The organism is Thermoactinomyces sp. CICC 10521 (assembly GCF_016055135.1).
Lineage (GTDB): Bacteria > Bacillota > Bacilli > Thermoactinomycetales > Thermoactinomycetaceae > Thermoactinomyces_A > Thermoactinomyces_A daqus.
Window position 1 is genome coordinate 107,294 of record NZ_JAECVZ010000006.1, and the last position, 21,546, is coordinate 128,839.

At 50.3% G+C, this 21,546-nt stretch carries 21 protein-coding genes and 2 riboswitches; of the genes, 7 read left to right on the top strand and 14 right to left on the bottom strand.

Going from position 1 to position 21,546, the window contains the following annotated elements; translation table 11 throughout:
• Window position 1: 1 nt before the first annotated feature.
• The 7 genes from aroE to I8U17_RS06510 form a co-directional block, all read right to left on the bottom strand.
• Window positions 2–877, bottom strand: a complete 876-nt coding sequence (gene aroE / locus I8U17_RS06480) for a shikimate dehydrogenase (RefSeq protein WP_052154354.1) — start codon at window positions 875–877, stop codon at window positions 2–4.
• 47 nt (window positions 878–924) lie between these two features.
• On the bottom strand, window positions 925–2,034 hold the full coding sequence (yqeH, locus tag I8U17_RS06485) for a ribosome biogenesis GTPase YqeH (RefSeq protein WP_033101773.1): 1,110 nt from the start codon (window positions 2,032–2,034) through the stop codon (window positions 925–927).
• Between the two features lie 41 nt (window positions 2,035–2,075).
• Window positions 2,076–2,594 carry a YqeG family HAD IIIA-type phosphatase gene (locus I8U17_RS06490; protein ID WP_033101774.1) on the bottom strand — a complete coding sequence of 173 codons (519 nt, stop codon included), beginning with the start codon at window positions 2,592–2,594 and terminating at the stop codon, window positions 2,076–2,078.
• 109 nt (window positions 2,595–2,703) lie between these two features.
• Window positions 2,704–2,883, bottom strand: coding sequence for a hypothetical protein (locus I8U17_RS06495; protein WP_033101775.1), 180 nt, complete (start codon window positions 2,881–2,883; stop codon window positions 2,704–2,706).
• 251 nt (window positions 2,884–3,134) lie between these two features.
• Window positions 3,135–3,728, bottom strand: coding sequence for a DedA family protein (locus tag I8U17_RS06500; RefSeq protein WP_198059183.1), 594 nt, complete (start codon window positions 3,726–3,728; stop codon window positions 3,135–3,137).
• 65 nt (window positions 3,729–3,793) lie between these two features.
• A complete protein-coding gene (locus I8U17_RS06505) occupies window positions 3,794–4,240 on the bottom strand; it encodes an OsmC family protein (protein WP_033101776.1) in 447 nt (148 codons plus the stop codon).
• Between the two features lie 178 nt (window positions 4,241–4,418).
• A complete protein-coding gene (locus I8U17_RS06510) occupies window positions 4,419–5,516 on the bottom strand; it encodes a M24 family metallopeptidase (RefSeq protein ID WP_033101777.1) in 1,098 nt (365 codons plus the stop codon).
• A 256-nt stretch (window positions 5,517–5,772) separates the two neighbouring features.
• On the opposite strand from I8U17_RS06510, the gene I8U17_RS06515 reads away from it, so the two are divergent.
• Entirely contained in the window at window positions 5,773–5,997 is a 225-nt protein-coding gene (locus tag I8U17_RS06515; protein ID WP_198055289.1) for a hypothetical protein, read from the top strand.
• Window positions 5,998–6,344: 347 nt separating this feature from the next.
• Entirely contained in the window at window positions 6,345–7,574 is a 1,230-nt protein-coding gene (gene hmpA / locus I8U17_RS06520) for an NO-inducible flavohemoprotein (RefSeq protein WP_198059184.1), read from the top strand.
• A 79-nt stretch (window positions 7,575–7,653) separates the two neighbouring features.
• Here the strand turns inward: hmpA and I8U17_RS06525 are convergent, their stop codons facing one another.
• The 5 genes from I8U17_RS06525 to I8U17_RS06545 form a co-directional block, all read right to left on the bottom strand.
• Window positions 7,654–8,175 (bottom strand): 1,2-dihydroxy-3-keto-5-methylthiopentene dioxygenase, encoded by a 522-nt coding sequence (locus I8U17_RS06525; protein WP_033101780.1) that lies wholly within the window; start codon window positions 8,173–8,175, stop codon window positions 7,654–7,656.
• 11 nt (window positions 8,176–8,186) lie between these two features.
• Window positions 8,187–8,840 (bottom strand): methylthioribulose 1-phosphate dehydratase, encoded by a 654-nt coding sequence (locus tag I8U17_RS06530; protein ID WP_033101781.1) that lies wholly within the window; start codon window positions 8,838–8,840, stop codon window positions 8,187–8,189.
• Window positions 8,837–9,496 (bottom strand): 2-hydroxy-3-keto-5-methylthiopentenyl-1-phosphate phosphatase, encoded by a 660-nt coding sequence (locus tag I8U17_RS06535; protein WP_198059185.1) that lies wholly within the window; start codon window positions 9,494–9,496, stop codon window positions 8,837–8,839. The genes I8U17_RS06530 and I8U17_RS06535 overlap by 4 nt, the downstream gene beginning before the upstream one ends.
• On the bottom strand, window positions 9,493–10,734 hold the full coding sequence (locus tag I8U17_RS06540; protein WP_033101783.1) for a 2,3-diketo-5-methylthiopentyl-1-phosphate enolase: 1,242 nt from the start codon (window positions 10,732–10,734) through the stop codon (window positions 9,493–9,495). Before I8U17_RS06540 ends, I8U17_RS06535 begins: the two co-directional genes overlap by 4 nt.
• A gap of 197 nt (window positions 10,735–10,931) precedes the next feature.
• Window positions 10,932–11,087: riboswitch (SAM riboswitch) on the bottom strand.
• A gap of 51 nt (window positions 11,088–11,138) precedes the next feature.
• On the bottom strand, window positions 11,139–12,335 hold the full coding sequence (locus I8U17_RS06545) for a pyridoxal phosphate-dependent aminotransferase (protein ID WP_232330938.1): 1,197 nt from the start codon (window positions 12,333–12,335) through the stop codon (window positions 11,139–11,141).
• 99 nt (window positions 12,336–12,434) lie between these two features.
• Between I8U17_RS06545 and I8U17_RS06550 the strand changes: the two genes are divergently transcribed.
• The 4 genes from I8U17_RS06550 (at window position 12,435) to I8U17_RS06565 (ending at window position 17,395) form a co-directional block, all read left to right on the top strand.
• Entirely contained in the window at window positions 12,435–13,226 is a 792-nt protein-coding gene (locus I8U17_RS06550; RefSeq protein ID WP_198059187.1) for a carbon-nitrogen family hydrolase, read from the top strand.
• 121 nt (window positions 13,227–13,347) lie between these two features.
• Window positions 13,348–13,514, top strand: a riboswitch (SAM riboswitch).
• Window positions 13,515–13,603: 89 nt separating this feature from the next.
• On the top strand, window positions 13,604–14,818 hold the full coding sequence (mtnK, locus tag I8U17_RS06555; protein WP_198059188.1) for an S-methyl-5-thioribose kinase: 1,215 nt from the start codon (window positions 13,604–13,606) through the stop codon (window positions 14,816–14,818).
• On the top strand, window positions 14,818–15,876 hold the full coding sequence (mtnA, locus tag I8U17_RS06560; protein WP_198059189.1) for an S-methyl-5-thioribose-1-phosphate isomerase: 1,059 nt from the start codon (window positions 14,818–14,820) through the stop codon (window positions 15,874–15,876). Before mtnK ends, mtnA begins: the two co-directional genes overlap by 1 nt.
• Before the next feature lie 460 nt (window positions 15,877–16,336).
• Window positions 16,337–17,395, top strand: coding sequence for a protein-L-isoaspartate O-methyltransferase family protein (locus I8U17_RS06565; protein WP_255518248.1), 1,059 nt, complete (start codon window positions 16,337–16,339; stop codon window positions 17,393–17,395).
• 328 nt (window positions 17,396–17,723) lie between these two features.
• Here I8U17_RS06565 and I8U17_RS06570 read toward each other — a convergent pair whose 3' ends face one another.
• Together I8U17_RS06570 and I8U17_RS06575 are read right to left on the bottom strand one after the other, a co-directional pair.
• Window positions 17,724–18,203 carry a GNAT family N-acetyltransferase gene (locus tag I8U17_RS06570; RefSeq protein ID WP_033101787.1) on the bottom strand — a complete coding sequence of 160 codons (480 nt, stop codon included), beginning with the start codon at window positions 18,201–18,203 and terminating at the stop codon, window positions 17,724–17,726.
• Between the two features lie 146 nt (window positions 18,204–18,349).
• On the bottom strand, window positions 18,350–18,769 hold the full coding sequence (locus tag I8U17_RS06575; RefSeq protein WP_033101788.1) for a hypothetical protein: 420 nt from the start codon (window positions 18,767–18,769) through the stop codon (window positions 18,350–18,352).
• Window positions 18,770–19,646: 877 nt separating this feature from the next.
• Here I8U17_RS06575 and I8U17_RS06580 point away from each other — a divergent pair.
• A complete protein-coding gene (locus I8U17_RS06580; protein ID WP_198059191.1) occupies window positions 19,647–21,527 on the top strand; it encodes a right-handed parallel beta-helix repeat-containing protein in 1,881 nt (626 codons plus the stop codon).
• Window positions 21,528–21,546 lie beyond the last annotated feature (19 nt).

Below are 21,546 nucleotides of genomic sequence, written 5' to 3' on the forward strand. Positions count from 1 at the left end.
TTCACTCTTTCTTTACCTTTGTTCCTGTTAATGACGCTTCCAAAACCTCTTTCATCAGGGAAACCGGCGCTTTTTTCTGCAACCACATTTCCAAAGCGAGCGCCGCCTGATGAACCAGCATGCCCAATCCAGTATGGATGCGCGCTCCTTTTTCCTTCGCTTGTCGCAACAAAAGCGTTTCTTTTGGATGATAGACCAGATCGCTGACAATTTGCCCCTGCCGGAGCCAGTCGCAAGGAACCGGGCTTTCTTCCGTATGGGGATGCATTCCGACCGAAGTGGTATTGACCACCAGCTGTGCTTTCTCCACTTCTGCCCGGCTATCTGCCAGCAGGACGGCTTCGGTTTTGGTCCACTGCGACAAATGGGCCGCCAGCGCCTCCGCTTTGTCCAGGGTGCGATTGGCAACGGTGATTTTCGGCACACCTGCTGTCGCCAGTATATAACCGACCGCCCGCGCAGCTCCTCCCGCCCCCAGAATCACAGCCGACAGTTCAGAAAAAGCGGGATTCCACTCCTCGATGAGCGAACGCAAATAACCGGGACCGTCGGTATTGGTGCCGATCCACTTTCCTTCTCGCCGCACGACCGTATTGACGGCTCCGATCTCGGCAGCGGTCTGATCCAAATCATCCAGCAAATCCATGATCGCCACCTTGTGCGGTATCGTTACATTAAATCCGATCAAATCCTGTGCTTTTAACCGGTTTACCGCTTCTTCCAGCTCGGCCGGGGCAACCCGGAAAGCCTGGTATACATAAGGCAATCCGAGCTGCTCAAACGCCGCGTTCATCATCTCCGGCGACTTGGAATGGGCGACCGGGTCCCCGATCAACCCCATTGCCACAATCCGGCCAGCCTTTTTTTGTTTTTGCATCCCTTTCCCCTCCCTAATAAAAGAGCGCCCCATTGACGGGCGCAATGCTAAATGATAGCCGCTCGTGTACTCACCTGAATCCCTTCCGGCACCCAGAGTTCCACCCGCGCTTTTTCTTTTCCGCACGCCACCCATCCCAATCCGGCGATCACAATATCTTCTTTCTCCTTCCCGGACAGGGTGATCACATGTTTGGTCAGCGGCGGAATCGCAGCCGGGTCTTTTGGCGGAGCGAGCAGTTCCCCCCTGTGTTTTTGCCAAATTTCATCCGCTTGCGCCAGTTTAGTCCGGTGCACATACAGGCGGTTTGACATATAAGTGACAAACGGCTGCCTTGTCCCCTGCACATAATCCAACCGGGCCAGTCCGCCGAAGAACAGGGTCTGCCCGTCGTTTAACTGGTATACCTTCGGCCTCAGCACCGCGTTCGGCACGACGATCTTCAGTTCTTTTGGGTCAACCCATTCACTGATGCGGTCCTTACGGACGATTCCCGGCGTATCAATGATCTCCTTGCCATCTTCAAGCGGGATGCGAATCGTGTCCAAAGTGGTTCCCGGATAAGGTGAGGTGGTAATCATCTCGTCTTGAGTTCCGCCCGCTTCCCTGAGCAGCCGGTTGATCAAGGTCGATTTCCCCACGTTGGTGGTGCCGACAATATAGATATCCCTTCCCTCCCGATAATGCTCCATCGCCTGCATCACATCAGGAATTTTCAAGCCTTTGGCACTGCTGCACAGGAGGGTATCGACCGGGTGTACACCCATTTCCCTGGCCGAAGCGGAGACCCAGTCGCGCAGCCGCTTCCAATTGGCTGTTTTGGGAAACAGATCCACTTTGTTGGCGACGAGCAAAACGGGATTTTTTCCGATCCGCCGGCTGAATCCCGGAATCCAGCTCCCGGCAAAATCAAACAGGTCTACGACCAGCACCACCAGGCTGTCTGTCGCGGCAATCTCATCCAGTACCCGCAAATAGGCCTCCGGATCTTGTTCCACCGCACCCAAATCCCCGTAATGCCGGATGCGAAAACAGCGCTGGCACAGAATCACTTCGCGTTCCAACGCTTTTTCCGGTATATATCCTTTTTGTTCGGGGGACTCCGTCTGCACGGGAACGCCGCACCCCTCACAACGAACTGCTTTAACTTTGCTCAATGATGTCACAAACCTTCCTTTCAACCTTCTGTCCGCTTGTCTCAAGTCTGATCCCAGTTCAAAAGCCCTTTTCTTTCCATCCAGCGGAATACGAAGCGTTCCACCCGCCGGTTCAGCTTGGTGAAGAATCCTTCCACTTCAGAAACGGGCACCACCAAAATCGTATAAAGCCCGACGCGGTTTCCGCCAAGCACATCGGTCAACAGCTGATCCCCGATCACAACCGTTTCCTCTTTGGAAACCCCCAACATCCTCATCGCTTTGAGAAAAGAGAGGGACAACGGTTTTCGGGCCGCATGGATGTAAGGAACCTTTAAGGGAATCGCGAACCGGGACACGCGCGTCTTGTTGTTGTTGGATACAATCATCACCTTGAATCCGAGTTTTCGCACTTCATTCAACCATGTTACCAATTTCGGCGTGGCATCAGGGCGGTTTGATTCCACCAGCGTATTGTCCAAATCGACAATGACCGCTTTGATCCCACGCGCCTTTAACTCATCTAAATCGATATGGTAAATCGAATTGGCATACAAATCGGGTATCAGGGATCGAAACACAGGCTACACCGTCCATGATCAAACTCGTCGTTACTATATCATAGGCTTTACTCCGTTGTAAAAGCAAGACAAAACCGCTTGTGTCAGCCCGGAATCAAAATGCGCCCCGTTACTGTTTCGCTTTTTCTTGTTCCTGCCGCTCTTTTTCTTGCAGAACCGCGATAAAAAGATCTGCGTCGGCCAGATATTGAAACCATGCGATCACCTCGTCCGCTTCGCTGTCCACCACATTGTACCCCTTATCTTCCAAAGGTTCGCCAATTCGTTTCAGTACGTAACGTTCTTTCATCTCATTGCCTCCACTCCATATTATCATTTCCGATTTTACCCGGAATACCGGGCAACAGCAAGAAAGCAGGCAATGGGATGGGAATCGGCCGATGATCAGTTCCGTTGATCCGGGTGAACTCTTTCGTCCTGACTGCAAACCGGGCATCAGTGCTTCAACACTACAAATCCCATTGCCCCCTTCTCCGGGCAATGGGATTCCCTTTACCTCTCATATTCTCAGACCGGCTCCGCCAGCTTGTATTCTCCCCGTCAATAAGGGGATGACTCTCCCTTTCCCATCCGGATCTTCTTGGCGAAAATCCAGCCACTGCATGCCAAAACAAAGACGATCAAGGCAATTGTTCCTCCTTGTTTCAGCAGCTGGAGAAATTTCTGGATCGTTTCCAGGTTCCCCTGACGGCCGATAAACAAAAGTAATGTATTCCAAGGAAAAACTCCGATGAAGGTGAACACGAGATAACGACAAATCGAAATATTGCTCAATCCGCAGATGTAGGACATATAATTTCCAAAGCCGGTGGGTCGCGATAAAGCGATGCTCCAATCTCCGTATTTTTGAAACCAGTGTTGCGCCTTTTCAATTTTTTGGGGATCCAATTTCTTTTTTGACAATTTCCCGATCTTCATGCCGATATAATAAGGAATCAAGGAAAACAGTGTATAAATCAGGCTGTTTACCGCACTGAGCAACACCAGCTGCCACGTGCCGATCGGCATCAGATATCCATAAATCAAGAGAAACAAAGCGCCCGGGAACGGAACGGAAGTCGCTTCAATCGCCGTGGAACCGAATAATCCCCAGACACCGAAACTCTGTAAATAATGCAGAACCGTATGCAGCATAAGTCCACTCCCTGTAATAAAAACAGGCATCAGCCGGAGCCCAATGCCCATTCATATCCGAAAAATTATTCGCAAGTTTCGAATTCCGCTTCCACAGCAAGTTCCACATTTCCCCGAAGCGCGTTGGAAATCATGCAGGAGCGCTCGGCCATCTCCGTGGCGTGGCGGATCATTTCCCATTCTTTTTCTGTCGCTTCTTTCTTCACCAATAAATGCGGGCGGTGAATAATTTTTTCAAAAGTAAACTTGTTCTCGACTTTGACAATGCCCTCCGTTTCCAGGGAGAGTTTGGTCACCGGCAACTGTTTGCGCTCGATGATGGCTGCCAGGGTGATCAGATAGCAAGTCGCCGCAGCCCCGATGAGCATTTCATCCGGGTTGGTTCCCACCCCCGGGCCGTCCATCTCCTTGGGGATCGAGATTTGTTGTTGCAAATTGCCGGCGGCAATCGTTCCGGTACCATTCCGGCCTCCCTTCCATGTTGCCTTCAAGTGAAAATGATGGCGTGGCACGCTCTCACTTCCTCGTCTATGTAATTTTTGTCGTTTTATGATCAAAGGATCTGTTTTTATTTTAACCTGAAAAAGCAATTTTCAGGTGAACAACCGTTGAAAAGCGAGTGACGGTTTGGGAAACAAAACGCGGGAGGCAGTGCTTCTTCCTTCGCAGCACCACCTTCCGCGTTTGGGATTACAATTGGATCAGTTCTTTCGGATAATGGGTCAATACCTGACAGCCCTCTTCGGTAATCACCACATCATCTTCAATGCGAACGCCGCCTGAACCCGGCAAATAAATCCCCGGCTCGATGGTAAAGACCATTCCGGCCTGCAGGACTTGATCATTGGCCTGATGAATCGAGGGAAACTCATGCACATCGATTCCCAGACCGTGACCGAGGCGATGGGTAAAATACTGGCCATACCCCGCTTCCTCAATCACCCTGCGCGCAACCAAATCCAGATCGCCAAGCCGGACTCCCGGTTTGCACGCGGCGATGGCAGCCGTTTCCGCTTCCAATACAGTATGGTAGATCTCCTTCTGTTTTTCATCGATCGGCCCGAAGGCGACAGTGCGGGTAATGTCGGAACAGTAGCCGTCGACAACAACCCCCAGATCGAACAGAACGAGCTCACCTCTTTTTAAGGGACGCAAACCCGGAGTTCCATGTGGCAGGGCTGATTTTTCCCCAAACAGAACCGTCGTGGCAAAAGACATCGCCTGTACCCCTTTTTTCTTCATGGCCAATTCGATTTCTGCCACCACTTCCATCTCGGTAATGCCCGGCTTCAAGGCGTCGATTCCGACCGCAACCGCTTCATCGGCCAATTTGGCAGCTTTCTGCAAAATGGCAATCTCCGTTTCATCTTTCAGGACGCGCAATTCATTTAAGTATTCATCAACCGGACAGAGCTCCATCCGCGGAATCACTTGCTGCAATTGTTCCGCCCGGGCAACGGAAAGATGATCTTTTTCCACCGCGACGACTGCCCCTTCCCCGACCGAACATCTCACCAATTGCTCCCGGATTCTTTCCCACGGATTTTCCGCATCATCATAAGCGAGAATCTGATGCGCCCATCCTGACTGACGGGCATTTTCTTCCTCCAGCCGGGGACAAACGAGCAGCGGGTTCGCTTCCGGAAAAACGAAGATCCCCATCAGGCGTTCATGCGGATTACACATGAACCCGCTCAAATAAAAAACGCTGTGTGGTGAATGAATAAAAGCCAAGTCAGCGTTTTGCCGTTTCAGCCATGCTGAAATTTTCTCGATTCGTTTTTTCATATTAAAGCCACTCCTCTGCTGGGTTGCCAAAAATAAAAATCGGTAGTTTAATATTATCTTATCACAGATCCCGTTCAACACTTGTTTACCTGACTTGAAGAAAAAAGGTTTCGGAAAACAGAAGAAAGGGAATGAAGAAAATATTAATAAATTGACCGTTGTTTTCAGGATTTTGATCTGAGGAGAACAAGCCCCGTCAAGTTCGATCCTTATTTGATCACTGGAAAACAAACATTGGGTAAAGGAGGAAAGAAGCATGAAAAAAACGAGAGGCTATCTGTGTGAACACTGCCATGAAAAAGCGGCCAAATATGAAGCGTTTATGCAATATGAAGGGAAAAATATCCTGGTTTGCTGGGATTGCTTGCACAAACTGCACCATGTCAAACTGGACCATCGGCTCTTTGTCGGCGAAAAAAAACACCCTCTTCCCTGGGGAGGTTTTGCTGACAAGGAACAAACCCAAATACGAAATATTTAACCATTTTTGGGGTATGGGTATTTTCTTTCCCGTACCTTTTTATGTGCCTTTGCCTTAAAGGCACGAGCCAGGCACCGCTCCGTTGCCCCCCTTCGATTCACATCAATTACTGATCGGGAACAGTCGATCTTTCTGCGGACGACGGAATCCGTAACCGGCCGACCCGTCCATTCCCCAAACAAAATAGCTCCTCTATCGGAAAAGTCCGAATTTTTTCCGCAAACACAACCGTGCCATCTCCTTCCCGTTCACTTATTTGCCAAATTCGATGTGATTGAAATCACAGCACCCTCTTCATTCTTAAATTCATAATAAAATTACACTAAAACAACAGGAGTGAATGGAGTATGGCCCAACTGACAACGCTAAATCCGGCCTCCATGCGTCTTGTCATGGAAAGCGTTCCGTTTTTGAAACAACACGGTGAAAAAATCACCACCGTTTTTTACCAAAAATTATTCAGTAACCATCCGGAACTACTGAATCTCTTTAATCAGACCCATCAAAAACAAAAACAACAGCAAAAAGCGCTGGCGGAAATGGTCATGAGTGCCGCCATGCATTTGCAAAACCTTGAAGCGATTGCCCCGGCGATCACCCGCATCGCCCATAAGCATCGCAGTCTTGATGTAAAACCGGAACAATACCCGATTGTCGGTGAAAATCTGCTCGCGGCGATTAAAGAAGTTTTGGGAGAAAAGGCGACACCGGAAATTCTCAATGCCTGGGCTGAAGTCTACAGCTTTTTGGCTGATCAGTTTATTCGGATTGAGACTCAACTAGCGGAAGAACTTCTGCAGCAGCCCGGAGGTTGGACCGGCTTCCGCGAGTTTGTGATCGACAAAAAAGAAAAAGAGAGCGATGTGATCACTTCTTTTTATCTTGTGCCCAAGGACGGGAAAGCCATCTGCTCCTTTCAACCCGGACAGTATATCAGCGTGAAAATGGACATCCCGGGAGAAAAGATCACGCATATTCGCCAGTACAGTTTATCTGATTCTCCAAGCAAACCTTATTACCGGATCAGTGTGAAACGGGAAGACGGAAATGATCAGTTTCCCGCCGGCATTGTTTCCACCTTTTTGCACAACCGGATCCTTGAAGGGGATTCTCTCATGATCAGCGCTCCGGCCGGAGACTTTGTTTTGCAGGAAAAAGAAAACCGCCCGGTGGTTCTCATCAGCGGCGGCGTCGGCCTCACTCCGCTGGTCAGCATGCTGAACACCCTGGCAGAGCGCAGACACGACGTCCCGGTCACCTTTATTCATGCCGCCCTGAACAGCCGGGTTCATGCAATGAAAGACCATTTGCGAAATCTGGCCGAGCAACATGACAACATCCGCTATTTTGTCTGCTATGAGCAGCCGAGCGATGAGGACCGCCGCCTGAAAAACTTTGACAAGGAAGGCTATCTTGATCTGGACTGGCTGAGATCGCTGATTCCTTCACCGGAAGCCGATTTCTACTTCTGCGGTCCCGTTCCCTTCATGAAAGTGGTCAAATCGCTCCTCGGCCAATTGGGCGTAAAAGATACCGATATGCACTACGAGATCTTCGGTTCCGCCATTCCCATTTAATCCATGTCGAAAACCCGTACTTCTTGGCTAATCTGCCTGTGAAATACGGGTTTTTTTCTCTGATCAAACACGGGTGTTTTTACTCTTTCTCGTAAATCGGCACCCATCCTTCTTTCGTTTTGAAAATCCGGACAGCCACCACTTTCCTGTCCTCCATCAAGGTAAAGTAATGGCGGTAACCCTCGGGAACGGAAATGAGATCGCCCGGCTCCAGCTCCACATCAAAATAACGGCCATTTGGTCCCTGGATGGCAAAAATGCCATGTCCGCTGACAATGAAGCGAACTTCATCGTCGGGATGATGGTGTTCTTTCTTGAAATTTTGCAGGAGTTGTTCCAAGTTTGGCGTTTCCGGGGACAAGGCCACGATATCTTCGGTGATGTAACCGCGCCGCTTGGACAACTCGTCTATCTCCGCGCGGAAAGTTTGAATGATCTCCGCTTTTTCCTCATCGGAGAGGTTATATTTTTCACTGAGGTGGGCGGGCAATTTGGAAATGTCCCAACGTTCGTAAATCACTCCTTGCCCGTTCAAATAGCGGCTCACTTCTGCCGGATCAGACAGGCGTTCGTTATTGTCGTGGAAGCGCAATTCTGCCATGATGTTTCCCCCTATGCATGAATGGTTTTCATAAACTCCGGATCAGACGACAATCTGCCCAAAATAGCCATTTTCAACTGATATGAAAACAAAAATTCCAAAGCCTCCAAATGCTTTTTGGCGGCAAATCCATTTTCACCCCAGACAGTAATGCCGTGATTGCGAATCAGCACTGCTTTTGTCTGCGGTGTGATAACACGCCCGACCTCTTTGGCCAATCGCTTCAGATCTGCGTGATTTTCCACAATCGGCACCGTCAGCTCACCGTCTTCTTCCCAGATGCCAAACGCTTTGATCAGCTCCTGCCCGCGAAAGGTGATTTCTCCTTGTTCCGCATACAACGCGGAGATCACATTGTTATCCACCGTATGAACATGCAGGATGCAACCGGCATCGGTCAACCGGTAAATTTCCAGATGAATCCCCGTTTCGGCCGACGGTTTCAGCGGGGTCTCTTCCAACGGGGTTCCATCTGCGCCGACCAGCAAAAAGTCTTCGTCGGTGCGCTTGCGCTTATCTTTTCCGCTGGCCGTAACCAGGCAGGAAAACGGAGAATCGCTCACCTTGATGGAGAGATTGCCGCTGGTTCCCGGAAACCAGTCCCTTGCCGCCAGCTCATCTTTGATCTCGGCCAGCTCGTTCCATCGCTTCAGCAAGTTGCTCACGCGATTACCTCCTTTCCGGCCAGGGCGTCACGAATATCAAAAAAAGAGGCAAACGGCGTATAAGCCAACCCTTCCTCTTCACATTTCTCCTGCAAAAAATCCCGGGCAAATACGTGATCGGCCATTTTCGCAGCTTCCAGATCCGTGATCGAATCCCCGATCACGATCCGCTGATACCGGTCACCGGCAAACTTTTTGAGAATCGCCGATTTGCAGAGGCCGCAATCATTATGGCAGGTGTCATCACAGGGATGGGGCCAGCGGATTTGAATCGTTTCGCCGGAAAAATCGCTGCCGTTGCAGTAGATCTGCTCCTTTTCCACCAACCCTTCGAGCATGGGATAAACGAAAAAGTCGATCCCGCCGCTGACGATAAAGAGAGGGATCCCCCGCTCGCGGGTATAATCGACGAACTCCTGGAATCCTGCGCGAATCCTTGCTGTTCGCTGCACAAAGGAGATGATCTCCTGCTTGAGGCCGGAGGGGAGGAGGGCAAACATCTCTCCCACTCCCTGCCGGATCGAGACCCGTTTGCTGAGCACATCATCTTTGATTTGCTCCCAGCCAGGCGGGGCAAATTGCTTCATGATCGCGATAATGTTATCCGTCTCGGTGACGGTTCCGTCAAAATCACAGAAAATAACCGGTTTCTTCATTTTTTCACCACATTCCCCCACAATTCCAGCGCCTGTGCCAGTTCCGTCTCCGTTTTCGCGGCTTTCTCCAGGGTTTTACCGTTCAAAACAGCGTCCACCGCCTGGCGAAAAGCTTTTCCGCCCGCCTCTGCACCGCCCGGATGCCCGTGGACACCGCCTCCGGCATTGATCACGCTGTCGATGCCAAAATCCTGGATGAGCGCCGGGACCATTCCCGGATGGATACCCGCTGACGGTACGGGAAAGGCTTTTTTCACTCCTTCCCAGTTGCCAGTTAATTCACTCGCAATCCCAAGGGCTTTTTCCTTCGGCAGCGCGACGCTTCCGTAAGGAGACGGAAACAGCACGAGATCGGCACCGGCCAGACGGAGCAATTTGCCCATTAACAGAGCATGTTCAAAACCGTAAAACTCCGACGGGGTCAATGCGCCGGATACAGCGGGGTGCGCCATGATCGGAACCGTGATCTGCGGATCTTCCGCCAGTGCTTGCAATACATCGAGACCATAAGCAAAGACGTTGAACAACAGCGCACTGGCTCCCAATTCAACGGCGCGCCTGGCTTTCTCTTTCAATTCGTACGTGCGGCCGGTCAGATTGACCGCGTACAGCGTTTTTTCGCCCGTTTCCTCTTCCGTATCCAGCAATACCCTCACAGCTGTTTCAATTCGCTTTTCAAACGGGGTAAGGGAATTGTCAAAGAGAATTTCATCATCTTTGACCAGATCGACGCCGCCAAGAGCCTGCTCCCGGAGCTGGTTTTGGAAATAATCCAGATCGCGGCCGATGACGGCTTTAAAGATGCTCATCGTCAGCGGCCGGCCATAAACGCCGAGCCTTTCCCTGATTCCTTCAACCCCGTACTTCGGTCCGGGAAATGCCTGAAGCAGCTCTTCAGAAAAATCGAGGTCAATTAGTTTGACTTCTCCGTCCAGCGACAATTTTCCAAATACCGTCGTCAGAATCGCTGGCAGATCCGGACTGAAATTGGCCGCTGGATAGGCGATTTTGAGCAGGGCGCGCTTCCGGCTTTCGCCAAAATAACCGTTCACCCGTTCCTCTTCCGGCAGCTCCGTAATCCCAATCACATTACCCTTGTGCCGTTTTAACTGCTCTTGCTCGATTTGCGGCAAGTTGGTCCACGAGCCGACCGTCAGCCCAAGGGCAATGCCTTCCGCTTTTTTCTCCCACTCCCCTTTGCGGTCGTGAACGAGATAGGTCGCAATGATTTGACTCACTCTTTTCATCTCCTGCGCAAAAATTTTTGGAACGTTCGCAAACGGACAACTTCTATGTGAATAAATCCTGCTCCAAATATCATCCTATGGCGGTTCCCGGCTGCAAAAGAACCTTGCAAAATCGCTCCTACACCGGGACCAAATAAAAAAACCTCTCCCGCGGAGGAAGAGGCTTTTTCATTACGGTACCGCCCTTCCTCTCATCTTTCAGCTTACGCTGGCAAGAATTAGCACCGTGCCTTGCGCGGTTTTCCCGCGGCCCCAGACGTATGCTGGTGCCCCATCTCACGATGGCATTACGGTCGGTTGCTGGGTTTCATCGGGCTTGTCCCTCCACCGGCTCTTGATAAGAGAAAATAAAAAATTCCGTTCCAATTTTCATTTTTGCTTTATATTATGACAGGTTATTCTTTGGCTGTCAATCTCTTTTCAAACAAAGACAACTTGGCAATCCGATCTGCCGCTTCGATCAAACGCTCTTCCGGCGCCAGGAGCCCGATTCGCACGTATCCTTCCCCGTGCTCACCAAAGCCGATCCCCGGAGCCACCACCACATGGGCTTCATTCAACAAGCTGTCGGCAAACTGTTCGGAGGAAAGGCTATTCGGCACCGGCAACCAGCAGAAGAAGGAACCGCTCGGCGCTTTCACCTCCCAGCCGTTTTCCCGTAGCCGTCCAATAAAGGCATTTCGCCGCCGTTCATAGGTGGATGCCAGCTCGCTCACACAAGTTTGCGGCCCCAAGAGAGCAGCTTTCGCCGCTTCCTGAACGGCGCCGAACAGACTGCAATAAAAATGATCCTGAATGAGGTTGATCGCTTCGATCACTTGGGCATTTCCCACGGCAAACCCAACCCGCCATCCGGCCATGTTATACGTTTTGCTCAAGGTGTATATCTCAATGCCCACCTCTTTTGCACCCGGAATGCTTAAAAAGCTCGGCGGCTTTACGCCGTCAAAACCGATCGCCGCATAAGCGAAATCGTGAACCACACAAATGCCGTGCTTCTCCGCCAGACGAACCGTTTCCTGAAAAAATTCGGGTGTGGCCGAAGCGCCAGTCGGGTTATTGGGATAATTGAGAAAAAGCAGCTTGGCCCGGTTCAGCGTTTCTTCGGGGATGAACGCGTAATCGGGCAGAAAATCATGTTCCGCGATCAGTGGCATTTTGGCCATCTCCGCCCCGGCCATCGCAATCCCGGACCAATAATCGGGATAACCGGGATCAGGCACCAGCGCCACATCTCCGGGATTGAGCACGCATTGGCTGATTTCGACCAGACCCGCTTTGCCGCCGAACAGAACGGCCACTTCCTTCACCGGGTCGAGATCGACGCCGTATTCCCGTTTGTAAAAAGCGGACACCGCTTCTTTGAGAAAATCATAGCCGCGGAAAGGAGAATATTTATGATATTCAGGATTGTCCGCCGCGCGTTTCAGCGCTTCGACGATATGGGGAGGTGTGGGGAGATCGGGATTTCCCTGCCCCAGATTGATCACATCATGACCGGCCGCAACAAAAGCCCTCGCTTTCCCGGTCAATTTGGCGAAAAATTGTTGCGGCAAACGCTTGAGCGCATCAGAGACTTCAAATTGCTTCAACTGCCTCACTTCCAATCTCTCGCAAATGTTCTTGAAATTCAATAGAGTTATGGTATATGTTTGATTAAAATCTGTCAAAACATTTTTGGGGGAAACCTTATGCGTCTTCAACTCGCTTTGATTCAGATGGATATTTCTTTTGGAAATCCCGAAGCGAACCGGCAGAAAGTGATTCAAAAAATCGGTGAAGCCGCCTCGCATAAAGCCGATATCATCGTTCTTCCCGAACTGTGGAATACGGGGTACGACCTGTCCCGCCTCGATGAAATCGCCGATCCTGACGGCACGGAAACGAAAACGCTGCTACAGGATCTCTCCAAAAAACACCAGGTTCACATCGTCGCCGGCTCGGTCGCCAAAAAAACCGCTTCCGGCTTTTACAATACCCTGTACGCCTTTGACAAACAAGGCATCCAAGCCGGTGAATACAGCAAGGCACACCTGTTCGGCCTGATGGAAGAAGATCGCTATCTGCAGGCGGGAAGCCGGCCGGGACTATTTACCCTCGGCGATCTTCCTTGTGCTGGCGTGATCTGTTACGATATCCGCTTCCCCGAATGGACGAGAACAGCGGCCTTAAGCGGAGCTGAACTGCTCTTTGTGCCGGCCGAATGGCCACAGGCGCGCCTGGATCACTGGCGGCAACTGCTGCTCACCCGCGCCATCGAAAATCAATGGTTTGTGATCGCCTGCAACCGTGCCGGAAGCGACCCGAACAATGTTTTTGCTGGCCATTCGCTCGTGATCGACCCATGGGGCAAGATCATCGCCGAAGCGGGAAGCGAAGAAACGATCCTGTATGCGGAAATCGATCCCGAGCAAGTGGCGGAGGTCCGCTCGCGCATCCCGATTTTCAGCGATCGTCGTCCGGAATTGTATACGAAAGAGTGACAGTCAGAATTTGTCGGCAGGCTCATCATTTACGGATTGACATTCACCGGCAGAGCGTGTATTATTCGATTACGAATCAACCGAATTCCATGCGGATACAAAAATTTCATAACATAAAAGTCTCTTATCAAGAGCAGGTGGAGGGATTTGGCCCGATGAAGCCCAGCAACCGACCGTAATGCCATCGTGAGATGGGGCACCAGCACGCAGTCTGGGGCCGCGGGAAACCGCGCAAGGCACGGTGCTAATTCCAGCGAAACGCCCTTACGCGTTTTTGCAAGATGAGAGGCTTGGAGTGAAAATTCCGAGCCTCTTAAACAAAAGGGGCTCTTTTTTATTGCCCCATCGGAAACCCGAGTGACAGGAGCTGATTCATGATGAGCGCACCGGCAACAACCGGCTATCAAACCCTGACGGAAGAAACTGTCGTCAAAATCATCGAACCCTTGCGATTTTTCACCGGTGAAGGAGAATTGAGAGTAAAAGAAATCGGGGATGGAAATTTAAATCTTGTTTTTCATCTGACTGAACCGGCCAGCGGAAAGTCGCTGATCGTCAAGCAAGCGCTTCCCTATGCAAAAGTTGTCGGCGAGAGCTGGCCTCTCTCTCTCGACCGGGCCCGCATCGAAAGCGAAGCGCTCAAAAAAGCGGCAGAGTTTGTACCTGATTTGGTGCCGAAAGTGCTGTACAGCAATGCCGAACTGGCCGTTACGGTAATGGAGGATTTGTCGGATCACACCATTCTGCGTAAAGGGCTGATCGCGGGCAATCAATATCCGAAATTGGCCGAACACGTCGGCACCTTCCTGGCACAAACCCTTTTTCATACAAGTGATTTCTATCTGCATCCCTTTGCAAAAAAAGCACTGGTTCAATCCTTTATCAACCCGGATTTGTGCAAAATCACGGAGGACCTCGTGTTCACCGACCCGTTTTTCGATCATGAAACCAACGATTTCCCCGATGAGCTGAGACCGGATGCTGAAGCGCTGTGGGAAGATCAGGAACTGAAACGGGAAGTGGCCCAACTGAAATTCGCCTTCCTCACCCGGGCAGAAGTACTAGTTCATGGCGATCTGCATTCGGGCAGCATTTTCGTCACCGGTGAGTCAACGAAGATGATTGATCCTGAATTTGCCTATTACGGTCCGGCCGGCTTTGATCATGGGCACTTTTTTGCCAACCTCGCCCTGAGCGCCCTTTCGCACAATTATCACACAAAAGAGCCGGGCTCCCGGTCTGATTACCAGGAATGGCTGTTCAGCGTGATCCGCGATACCTGGCACCATTTCGCCGAACAATTCGGTGAACTGTGGAAAAACAAAGGAACGGAAACCTATACCAAAGTCCCGGGGACGCTCAACGACTTTTTGCAGCAAACATGGACAGATGCCATCGGCTTTGCCGGATGTGAGATCATTCGGCGCACCATCGGGCTGGCCCATGTCGCTGATCTGGACTCGATTGAAGACCAGGGTGTCCAAATTGAATTGAAACGGCGTGCGCTGCGCCTCGGCTCCTCTTTAATCAAACGGCGCAATCAGCTCCCCGATGTTGAATCGTTCATCGCCGCGCTGAAAGGAGGAATCTGATGACAACGGTTTTATCTGTCGAATACAGGCGGGATCATGTTCTCATTCTCGATCAAACCCTTCTCCCACAGCAACAGCATTTTATCCGCTGCACGACAACAAAAGAGGTGTGGGAATGCATTCATGCCCTGAAAGTGCGCGGGGCGCCGGCGATCGGGATGGCGGCCGCCTTCGGGCTGGCGGTATGGGCCAACCGCTTCCCCGGCCTCAACTTTTCCGATTTCCTGGTCAAACTGGAGCAGGAGCACCGCTTTCTGGCCAGCTCCCGTCCCACTGCCGTCAATTTGTTCTGGGCGCTGGAGAGGGTCACGGCAGCAGCGAAAAAGGCTTCATCCGTACCCGAGGCGGTTCAGGCCATCGAAAACGAAGCCATGCAAATCCAACAGGAAGATGAAGCGGTTTGCCGCAAAATCGGCGAACATGCGCTGGAGTTGCTAAAGGATGGCGATACCATTCTGACCATCTGCAATGCCGGAGCCATCGCCACCGCACGATACGGTACGGCACTTGCCCCGCTGCACCTGGCAAAGGAATACGGCAAACAACTTTCCGCTTATGCCTGCGAAACACGTCCTCTTTTGCAAGGAGGAAGGCTGACCACCTGGGAACTGCTTCAGGCGGGGATCGACGTAACTCTGATCACTGACAACATGTCCGCCCACACGATGAGAACAAAGGGGATTTCGGCAGTGATCGTCGGATGCGACCGGGTCGCCGCCAACGGGGATACGGCCAATAAGATCGGCACATTCGGATTGGCGCTGCAAGCCCGGGCCTTAAATATTCCGTTTTATGTGGCCGCGCCGACATCAACCATCGATTTAAAAACACCTTCCGGAGAAGAGATCCCCATCGAGGAACGCAATCCGGAGGAGGTAACCCATTTCGGCGGTAAACGCATTGCCCCGGAGGGGGTCAAAGTATTTAACCCGGCCTTTGATGTCACTCCCCACGAATATATCACCGCCATCATTACGGAAAACGGAATCGCCCATGGAGATTACGCCCGGGAATTGCCGCGGCTGGTCAATCAGGAAAAGGCCATCATCAAGAAATAAAGAAAAAATCATTGGACGACTGTTGATTAACCGTTTTGCCCTGGAATTTATGCGCAAGCATCCCGGTTAACCGAGCCGTTTTCCACATCAACGATGTGATCGCGTTTGCATTAGGGCGTGCTCTTCCCCAAAGGATCACGCCCTGCTTCCTTGCAAGCCGGTTTCATGTTCTCGGCAATTTCCCTCTTCGGGCTCCCGGCATGATTCAATCACCCCTTCTCCATCATCCACCCCTGTGATCAAATCCAATTTAAGAAACCGCAATTTTCATCTTAGCTACTTTTCTCTTGCAAAAACGCGGCTGCCGGCAGTCTCTGTTTGATCCCGCCCTTTCCACCCCCATTCCCATTTCACCAAAGGAAAAAAATCCTGCAATCCCCCTCTCCTCCCTCTTCCACATCGCAGAGCAACGACCCGCTTCTTATATTTGTGATTCCGACAAAAAATAGAGGAATTCAAAATGAAACGTGAAAAAGATCATATCATCGGTTCATCCAGACCGGCACAGAGGAGGAACAAAATGACTACGATTGCGGAAGCGTTTGAGCGCGTAAACCGTGAAAAGTTTGTACGAAAGGAGGACGGGAGCCTGATTCCACAGATTTCATCTGATGATGCAATCCGTGCCAGCCTTGAATTGTTAGATGTACAAAACGGGCAACGAGTGTTGGAGATCGGAACCGGTTCGGGATATAGTACCGCTCTGTTAGCCTCCCTTGCAGGTTCCAATGGCAGGGTTGTCTCAGTTGATGTTGAACCTGAACTCACTGCTCGTGCTCGTCAGATGTTTAAAAAGCAAAATATACATCATGTGCAATTCGAAACACAGGATGGGCGAAAAGGCTGGGAAGCTGATGCCCCGTATGATCGTATTGTGGCTTGGACAACCCCCGATCAACTTCCGGAAGCGTGGAAACATCAATTGAAAGAAGGAGGTTGGATCGTATCTCCATTCCAAGTGCTTCCGATAGCGGACACCAATGTCGTAGTCCGGTTGATAAAAGTGAACGGTGAACTTAAAGCAGATGATGTGATTCCCGGCTCCTTCATTGCCATGACTGAAAAAACACCGGAGAAGTTTTTCGGTGCTTCGATTCATGCTCATTGGGCGGGAGAAGGAGAGAATCCGTGGTGGGTCAGTTCATCATGGATGAAAAAATCCTTTGATTCCAATTGGGTTAATCGCTTTCTCCATCTGAATCCGGCAACTCCTCCTTTTCCAGAAGTCGGCGATGACCTTCGGGCGTACTTACTGGCGATATCTCCCGACGGTGTGACTACTGCGAACCATCCGGAGCACGGGAGTTTCATCGGTTATAGCAGTCAGGCAGGGTTTGCATTGATCTCTTTAAGTCATCATCGATTGCTCGCCACAGACCAGAGGCATACAAACGTCTTGATCAGTTGGCGGGAGTCGTGGCAAAGACAAAAACGGCCTTCCTACAGCCGCATCCAAGCACATGTTATTGGAAACCAGGTTCGCGTTGAACTTAAGAATTCTGATGGCAAATCCAGTTGAAGTTATCTCAATATACAGACAAAACATCCGGTTTCAAACGGAGATAAGCGGAATAACCCTTTCGCATCCAGAAATTCCAGATCCATTTGGACGGCAACCGGCATACGTCAGATTAAATATTGATTCCAATTTTTTCTTTCGTGATATTCATCAGCTTGACATAAAATTGATTGTCGATACGAATAAAGAATTGCGCACAGAACCAAATCACCCCGAAACAAACAGGCTACCCAGGCAATTGGGTAGCCTCCTTTTCAAGGGCAGTGGCAGATGTAGAGCGATTTTATTCTCAATTGGTCAAAAAACAGAAAAGAGACTTGCCTTGAAGTCATTTTGTTAAGCTACGATGTTGCTTTGTCGATTTTTCGTATACCTTTATTGACCCGCCATGAATACCATATGCTTCTGTTATATGAGTCCACCCATATTTTTCATAATAACCTTCCAGATCAGTAGCTAAATAAAGTTTCTCATATCCTTTTTTATAAGTCTCTTGAACGGCATGTTCAAGAAGGCGGGAACCCATTCTTTTCCCTCTGTGCTCCTGATCGACGTATAGACAAGCAAGCCAAGGGTATAGATCTTGACGACTGTTAAGATCGTTTCGGATTAACGCGTATGTGCCAATAATCGATTCGTTCTGCAGCGCAACGTAAAATCTGGGGATTTCATCTTCAGTCTGGCACGAATGAAACATACAATCTTGATAAAACTTGTAGTTTCGTTTATTTCCCCATTGTTTCCAAAATACACCGACAGCTTCATCAAACAAATCTTTTCTTTGACTCAATTCAAGTATCACAAGCATTTCCTCACCTTTTCATTTCAAGTATTCTCCCAATCCAGAAACAGGATAATATACAATTACCGGACAAACATGATTGCCCGCCTTGAGATAGAATCTGAAGCTGACGGGAAAATCCGCAGAGCGGACGGCAGAGGATGGGAAAAGAATTACCCGCTCTTACTCTCTTTCAGATCAATTCGGGATATTAGACACAATAACCCTATGAAAATAAAGATAAATCCTGGAATAAAAAGAACAGTAAGAGGATCATCTCCATTTGCCAAGCCGTTTGACCAGTCATGAACGGCAACCCATATACAGAAAAGGCCCAAAACGGTAAAAATCCATCCACATACGTTAGTATATACTTTTATTTGTTTGGGGAGCGAATAATACAGAGTCACTATTGTATAAAAAAGTGCAACCCAGAAAAATGCCGCATAAGCTTTTGATGCTTCAGCCACACTTTCTTTGAAAATGTCATCGCCGAATAAGACGAAGACTGAAGATCCAAGCAACATAAGCCCACTCAAAATATTAAGTACGGACATAATAATGATAACATTCTGTTTTTTAAGCATCTCCATAATACTACCTCCAACCTTGGTTTTCTTCACACTCTTTTAGGATTATCCCCGTTCCCCTTCTGATCCTTAAAATCGCTTTCTCCCTCGCCCTGTATTCCAACGCTTCGCATTGTCAGCGGTCGAAGTTTTCAGCACTCTATACCCTTTTGGCAAGCTGGAGCACCGTCATCGTACAGCCCGCCTGAATCCTCAACAATGGTTAATCTGGTATTCCAACCATTGCAGAAACAACAACTGCCAGAAAAGTCTACTATTAATTTTAATATTATCTGACTATTGCATAAAATGAGAAAGCCCCGACAATTAGTCTGCCGGAGTTTAACCATCCTCCTGCCGCAATGTATTGATTGGAGCAAAGAGGGATTTGTTAGCACATCTATTGTCACTAGTCAGAGCCGCGGTCAGGGGCGTTGACCGAGCAAGCTATGTCAAAGCCTCTATCTAATTACCTTGATTCATATTTCCTGATCCCTTTTGCCGCAAAATGAAAAATTAATGTCCATAACGTGAATGCCCAAAAGAACGTCCGAGCAATGAAAGAAAACGAAATATCCGGCTGAGTGCTTTCATCGTAATCATCCCTCTTTTTTAATAAAAACAGCGTCTGCCAAGGAGGATAAGACGGTCAAATTATTTCTCAGGAATTTCAAAGTCTGCTTTTGGCCGTGCTGAAATGCGGCCGGCTATGGCATAACACAGATGAGAAATTTTTCCCGCTTCCCCAGGATCTTTCCCCGCTGCTTCTTAAAGTGATTTCCACTCCCCTCCCGATTTCACTTCACTTTTATCACCGACGGGACACGATCGCTTTCCGTGAGAGGATTACCCCTTCTTTTCACCAATATACTTATATAACTGTCAAGACAGGGGTGAGTATATGGAAGCAGACTCAATCAGACGGATCTGCCATCTGGACCAGTTTCCGCGATGCGAAGGGGAAAGCGACGATACCCCCCGCTTTCGCCGGGCAATCGAGGCTGTTCCGGACGGTGGCTTGCTCATCATCCCCGACGGTCATTATTTCGTGAAGGAAATTGAGATCGGCAAAGCCGTATCCCTCCGCTTTGAAGGAGTGGCGCTGTTGGAAGCAACCGACACATCCACCCGCTATCTTTTGAAATATGCGGGGAAGGAAAGCCCGTGCGGCTACGTTCTGGCTGCTCCGGCCGCACGCGGTGACCGCAGTGTGATGATCGCAGGCAGCGCATGTGATTTACAGACCGGCGACATGATCCTCCTTGTTGACGATACCTGCCGCCACTCGGACCATCAGGCAGAAGTCAATGCAGAAACCCATGAAATCGCGGCGGTTCAACCTGCGGAAAAACATACGGAAATCGTGCTGAAAGATTTCGTCCGCCTGCCCAAAACCATATCCAGAACCGGGCGAAACCTGGTAAAAATCGAACCGCTGGACCATGTGACTGTCGAAAACTTCCGCTATCGCTTGAAAGAAGGAGCCGTCTGCGGTTTTGGAATCTGGGCCAAGCATATGCGCCATTTTCGCGTCAGCGGCCTGGACGGGGAACGCAGCGTTGAATCGGGCATCCAGGTGCGGCGCAGCCTTTACGTTACGGTGGAGCGCTTTCACCTGCGCAATCCGCAACAGATCGGCTCGGGACAGGGGTATGGAATCCAGTTTTACGGCGGAAACAACCATGTGATCATCCGGGACGGAATTACCTGGAAGATGCGCCATTCGGTTGATTTGGAAGGAACATTCGATGCTTTGGTCGAAAACGTCACCGATTATGAGGGACAAGGAGTCTCCTTTCTGATCTCCCACAACGGATGGTGTTCCGATATCACCTTCCGGCAATGTCAAGCCATCCGGTCCCGCTCCTCCGGATTCGTCGCCGAATCCCAAGGCGTCCCGGATCCTTTCTCTCTTTTCCATCACAACATCCAAATTTTGGATTGCCGATGGCATCGGGATCGAAATCCATCCGATTTGGCCGGTTATGGTTTCGGGGTTTGGCTCAAATGCCCCGTCTCCGGACGAATCTCCAACTTTCTCGCCCGTTATGGCGAAGGCGGTTCCTATACCCCCGGTCAGGATAACGGCGCCATCCGCCTTTTGCCCGTCGGAGTGGATATGACACTGGAGGGGATTCGCGGGGAAGGGCTGAGACGAGGAATTATTCTCGCCCATACCGGCCCCTCAAGACAACTCTCCCCCTCCGACAGCATCCACCTGCAAAACGTCACCCTGAGCCATTGTTTCTCTGCCCTGTATATTCAGCATGGAACCGGCAAAAATCTCCTGATCCGCGATCTGACCGTGCATCATATCGAGAAATATCTGATCGAGGGAAACGCTGTGGGAGGATACCGCCTTTTCTCCATCGACGGATTAACCGTCACGGATTCTCCCAACCTTACACTTTTCGGCGCAATACCCAAACCGGATGTGAAAAAGGGTCTGGCCGGGTCGCTCGGTCACGTCCGTTCAGATCAGGAATGTTCCTTGACAGACTTGAAATCCGGGTGGTCATTAACCTATGAAGACATATTTTTGAGAGGAAACGGCCTTTCCTTGACTTTTTCGGGACGGATGGAAGATTCCGGAGCAAATGCCCTTCCCGACGGAATTATCGAAGGACAAACCCTGACCCTGATCTCGCTGTCCACAAAGCCATTTTGCATTCACAGCTGCAACATCCGGGCGAAAGGAAACGGCACCTCGCTGATCCTGTCACCGGAAAACCGGAGTGCCATGTTGTGCTGGCAAAAGGGTTACTGGATGGAAATCATGTAAAAACCCCGGTACAATACCG

Coding starts and splice junctions, on each gene's coding strand:
- aroE (WP_052154354.1), bottom strand. CDS start 877: ATGCAAAAACAAAAAAAGGCTGGCCGGATTGTGGCAATGGGGTTGATC.
- I8U17_RS06495 (WP_033101775.1), bottom strand. CDS start 2,883: ATGAAAGAACGTTACGTACTGAAACGAATTGGCGAACCTTTGGAAGAT.
- I8U17_RS06500 (WP_198059183.1), bottom strand. CDS start 3,728: ATGCTGCATACGGTTCTGCATTATTTACAGAGTTTCGGTGTCTGGGGA.
- I8U17_RS06510 (WP_033101777.1), bottom strand. CDS start 5,516: ATGAAAAAACGAATCGAGAAAATTTCAGCATGGCTGAAACGGCAAAAC.
- I8U17_RS06515 (WP_198055289.1), top strand. CDS start 5,773: ATGAAAAAAACGAGAGGCTATCTGTGTGAACACTGCCATGAAAAAGCG.
- hmpA (WP_198059184.1), top strand. CDS start 6,345: ATGGCCCAACTGACAACGCTAAATCCGGCCTCCATGCGTCTTGTCATG.
- I8U17_RS06525 (WP_033101780.1), bottom strand. CDS start 8,175: ATGGCAGAATTGCGCTTCCACGACAATAACGAACGCCTGTCTGATCCG.
- I8U17_RS06535 (WP_198059185.1), bottom strand. CDS start 9,496: ATGAAGAAACCGGTTATTTTCTGTGATTTTGACGGAACCGTCACCGAG.
- I8U17_RS06550 (WP_198059187.1), top strand. CDS start 12,435: ATGCGTCTTCAACTCGCTTTGATTCAGATGGATATTTCTTTTGGAAAT.
- mtnK (WP_198059188.1), top strand. CDS start 13,604: ATGAGCGCACCGGCAACAACCGGCTATCAAACCCTGACGGAAGAAACT.
- mtnA (WP_198059189.1), top strand. CDS start 14,818: ATGACAACGGTTTTATCTGTCGAATACAGGCGGGATCATGTTCTCATT.
- I8U17_RS06565 (WP_255518248.1), top strand. CDS start 16,337: ATGAAACGTGAAAAAGATCATATCATCGGTTCATCCAGACCGGCACAG.
- I8U17_RS06570 (WP_033101787.1), bottom strand. CDS start 18,203: ATGCTTGTGATACTTGAATTGAGTCAAAGAAAAGATTTGTTTGATGAA.
- I8U17_RS06575 (WP_033101788.1), bottom strand. CDS start 18,769: ATGGAGATGCTTAAAAAACAGAATGTTATCATTATTATGTCCGTACTT.
- I8U17_RS06580 (WP_198059191.1), top strand. CDS start 19,647: ATGGAAGCAGACTCAATCAGACGGATCTGCCATCTGGACCAGTTTCCG.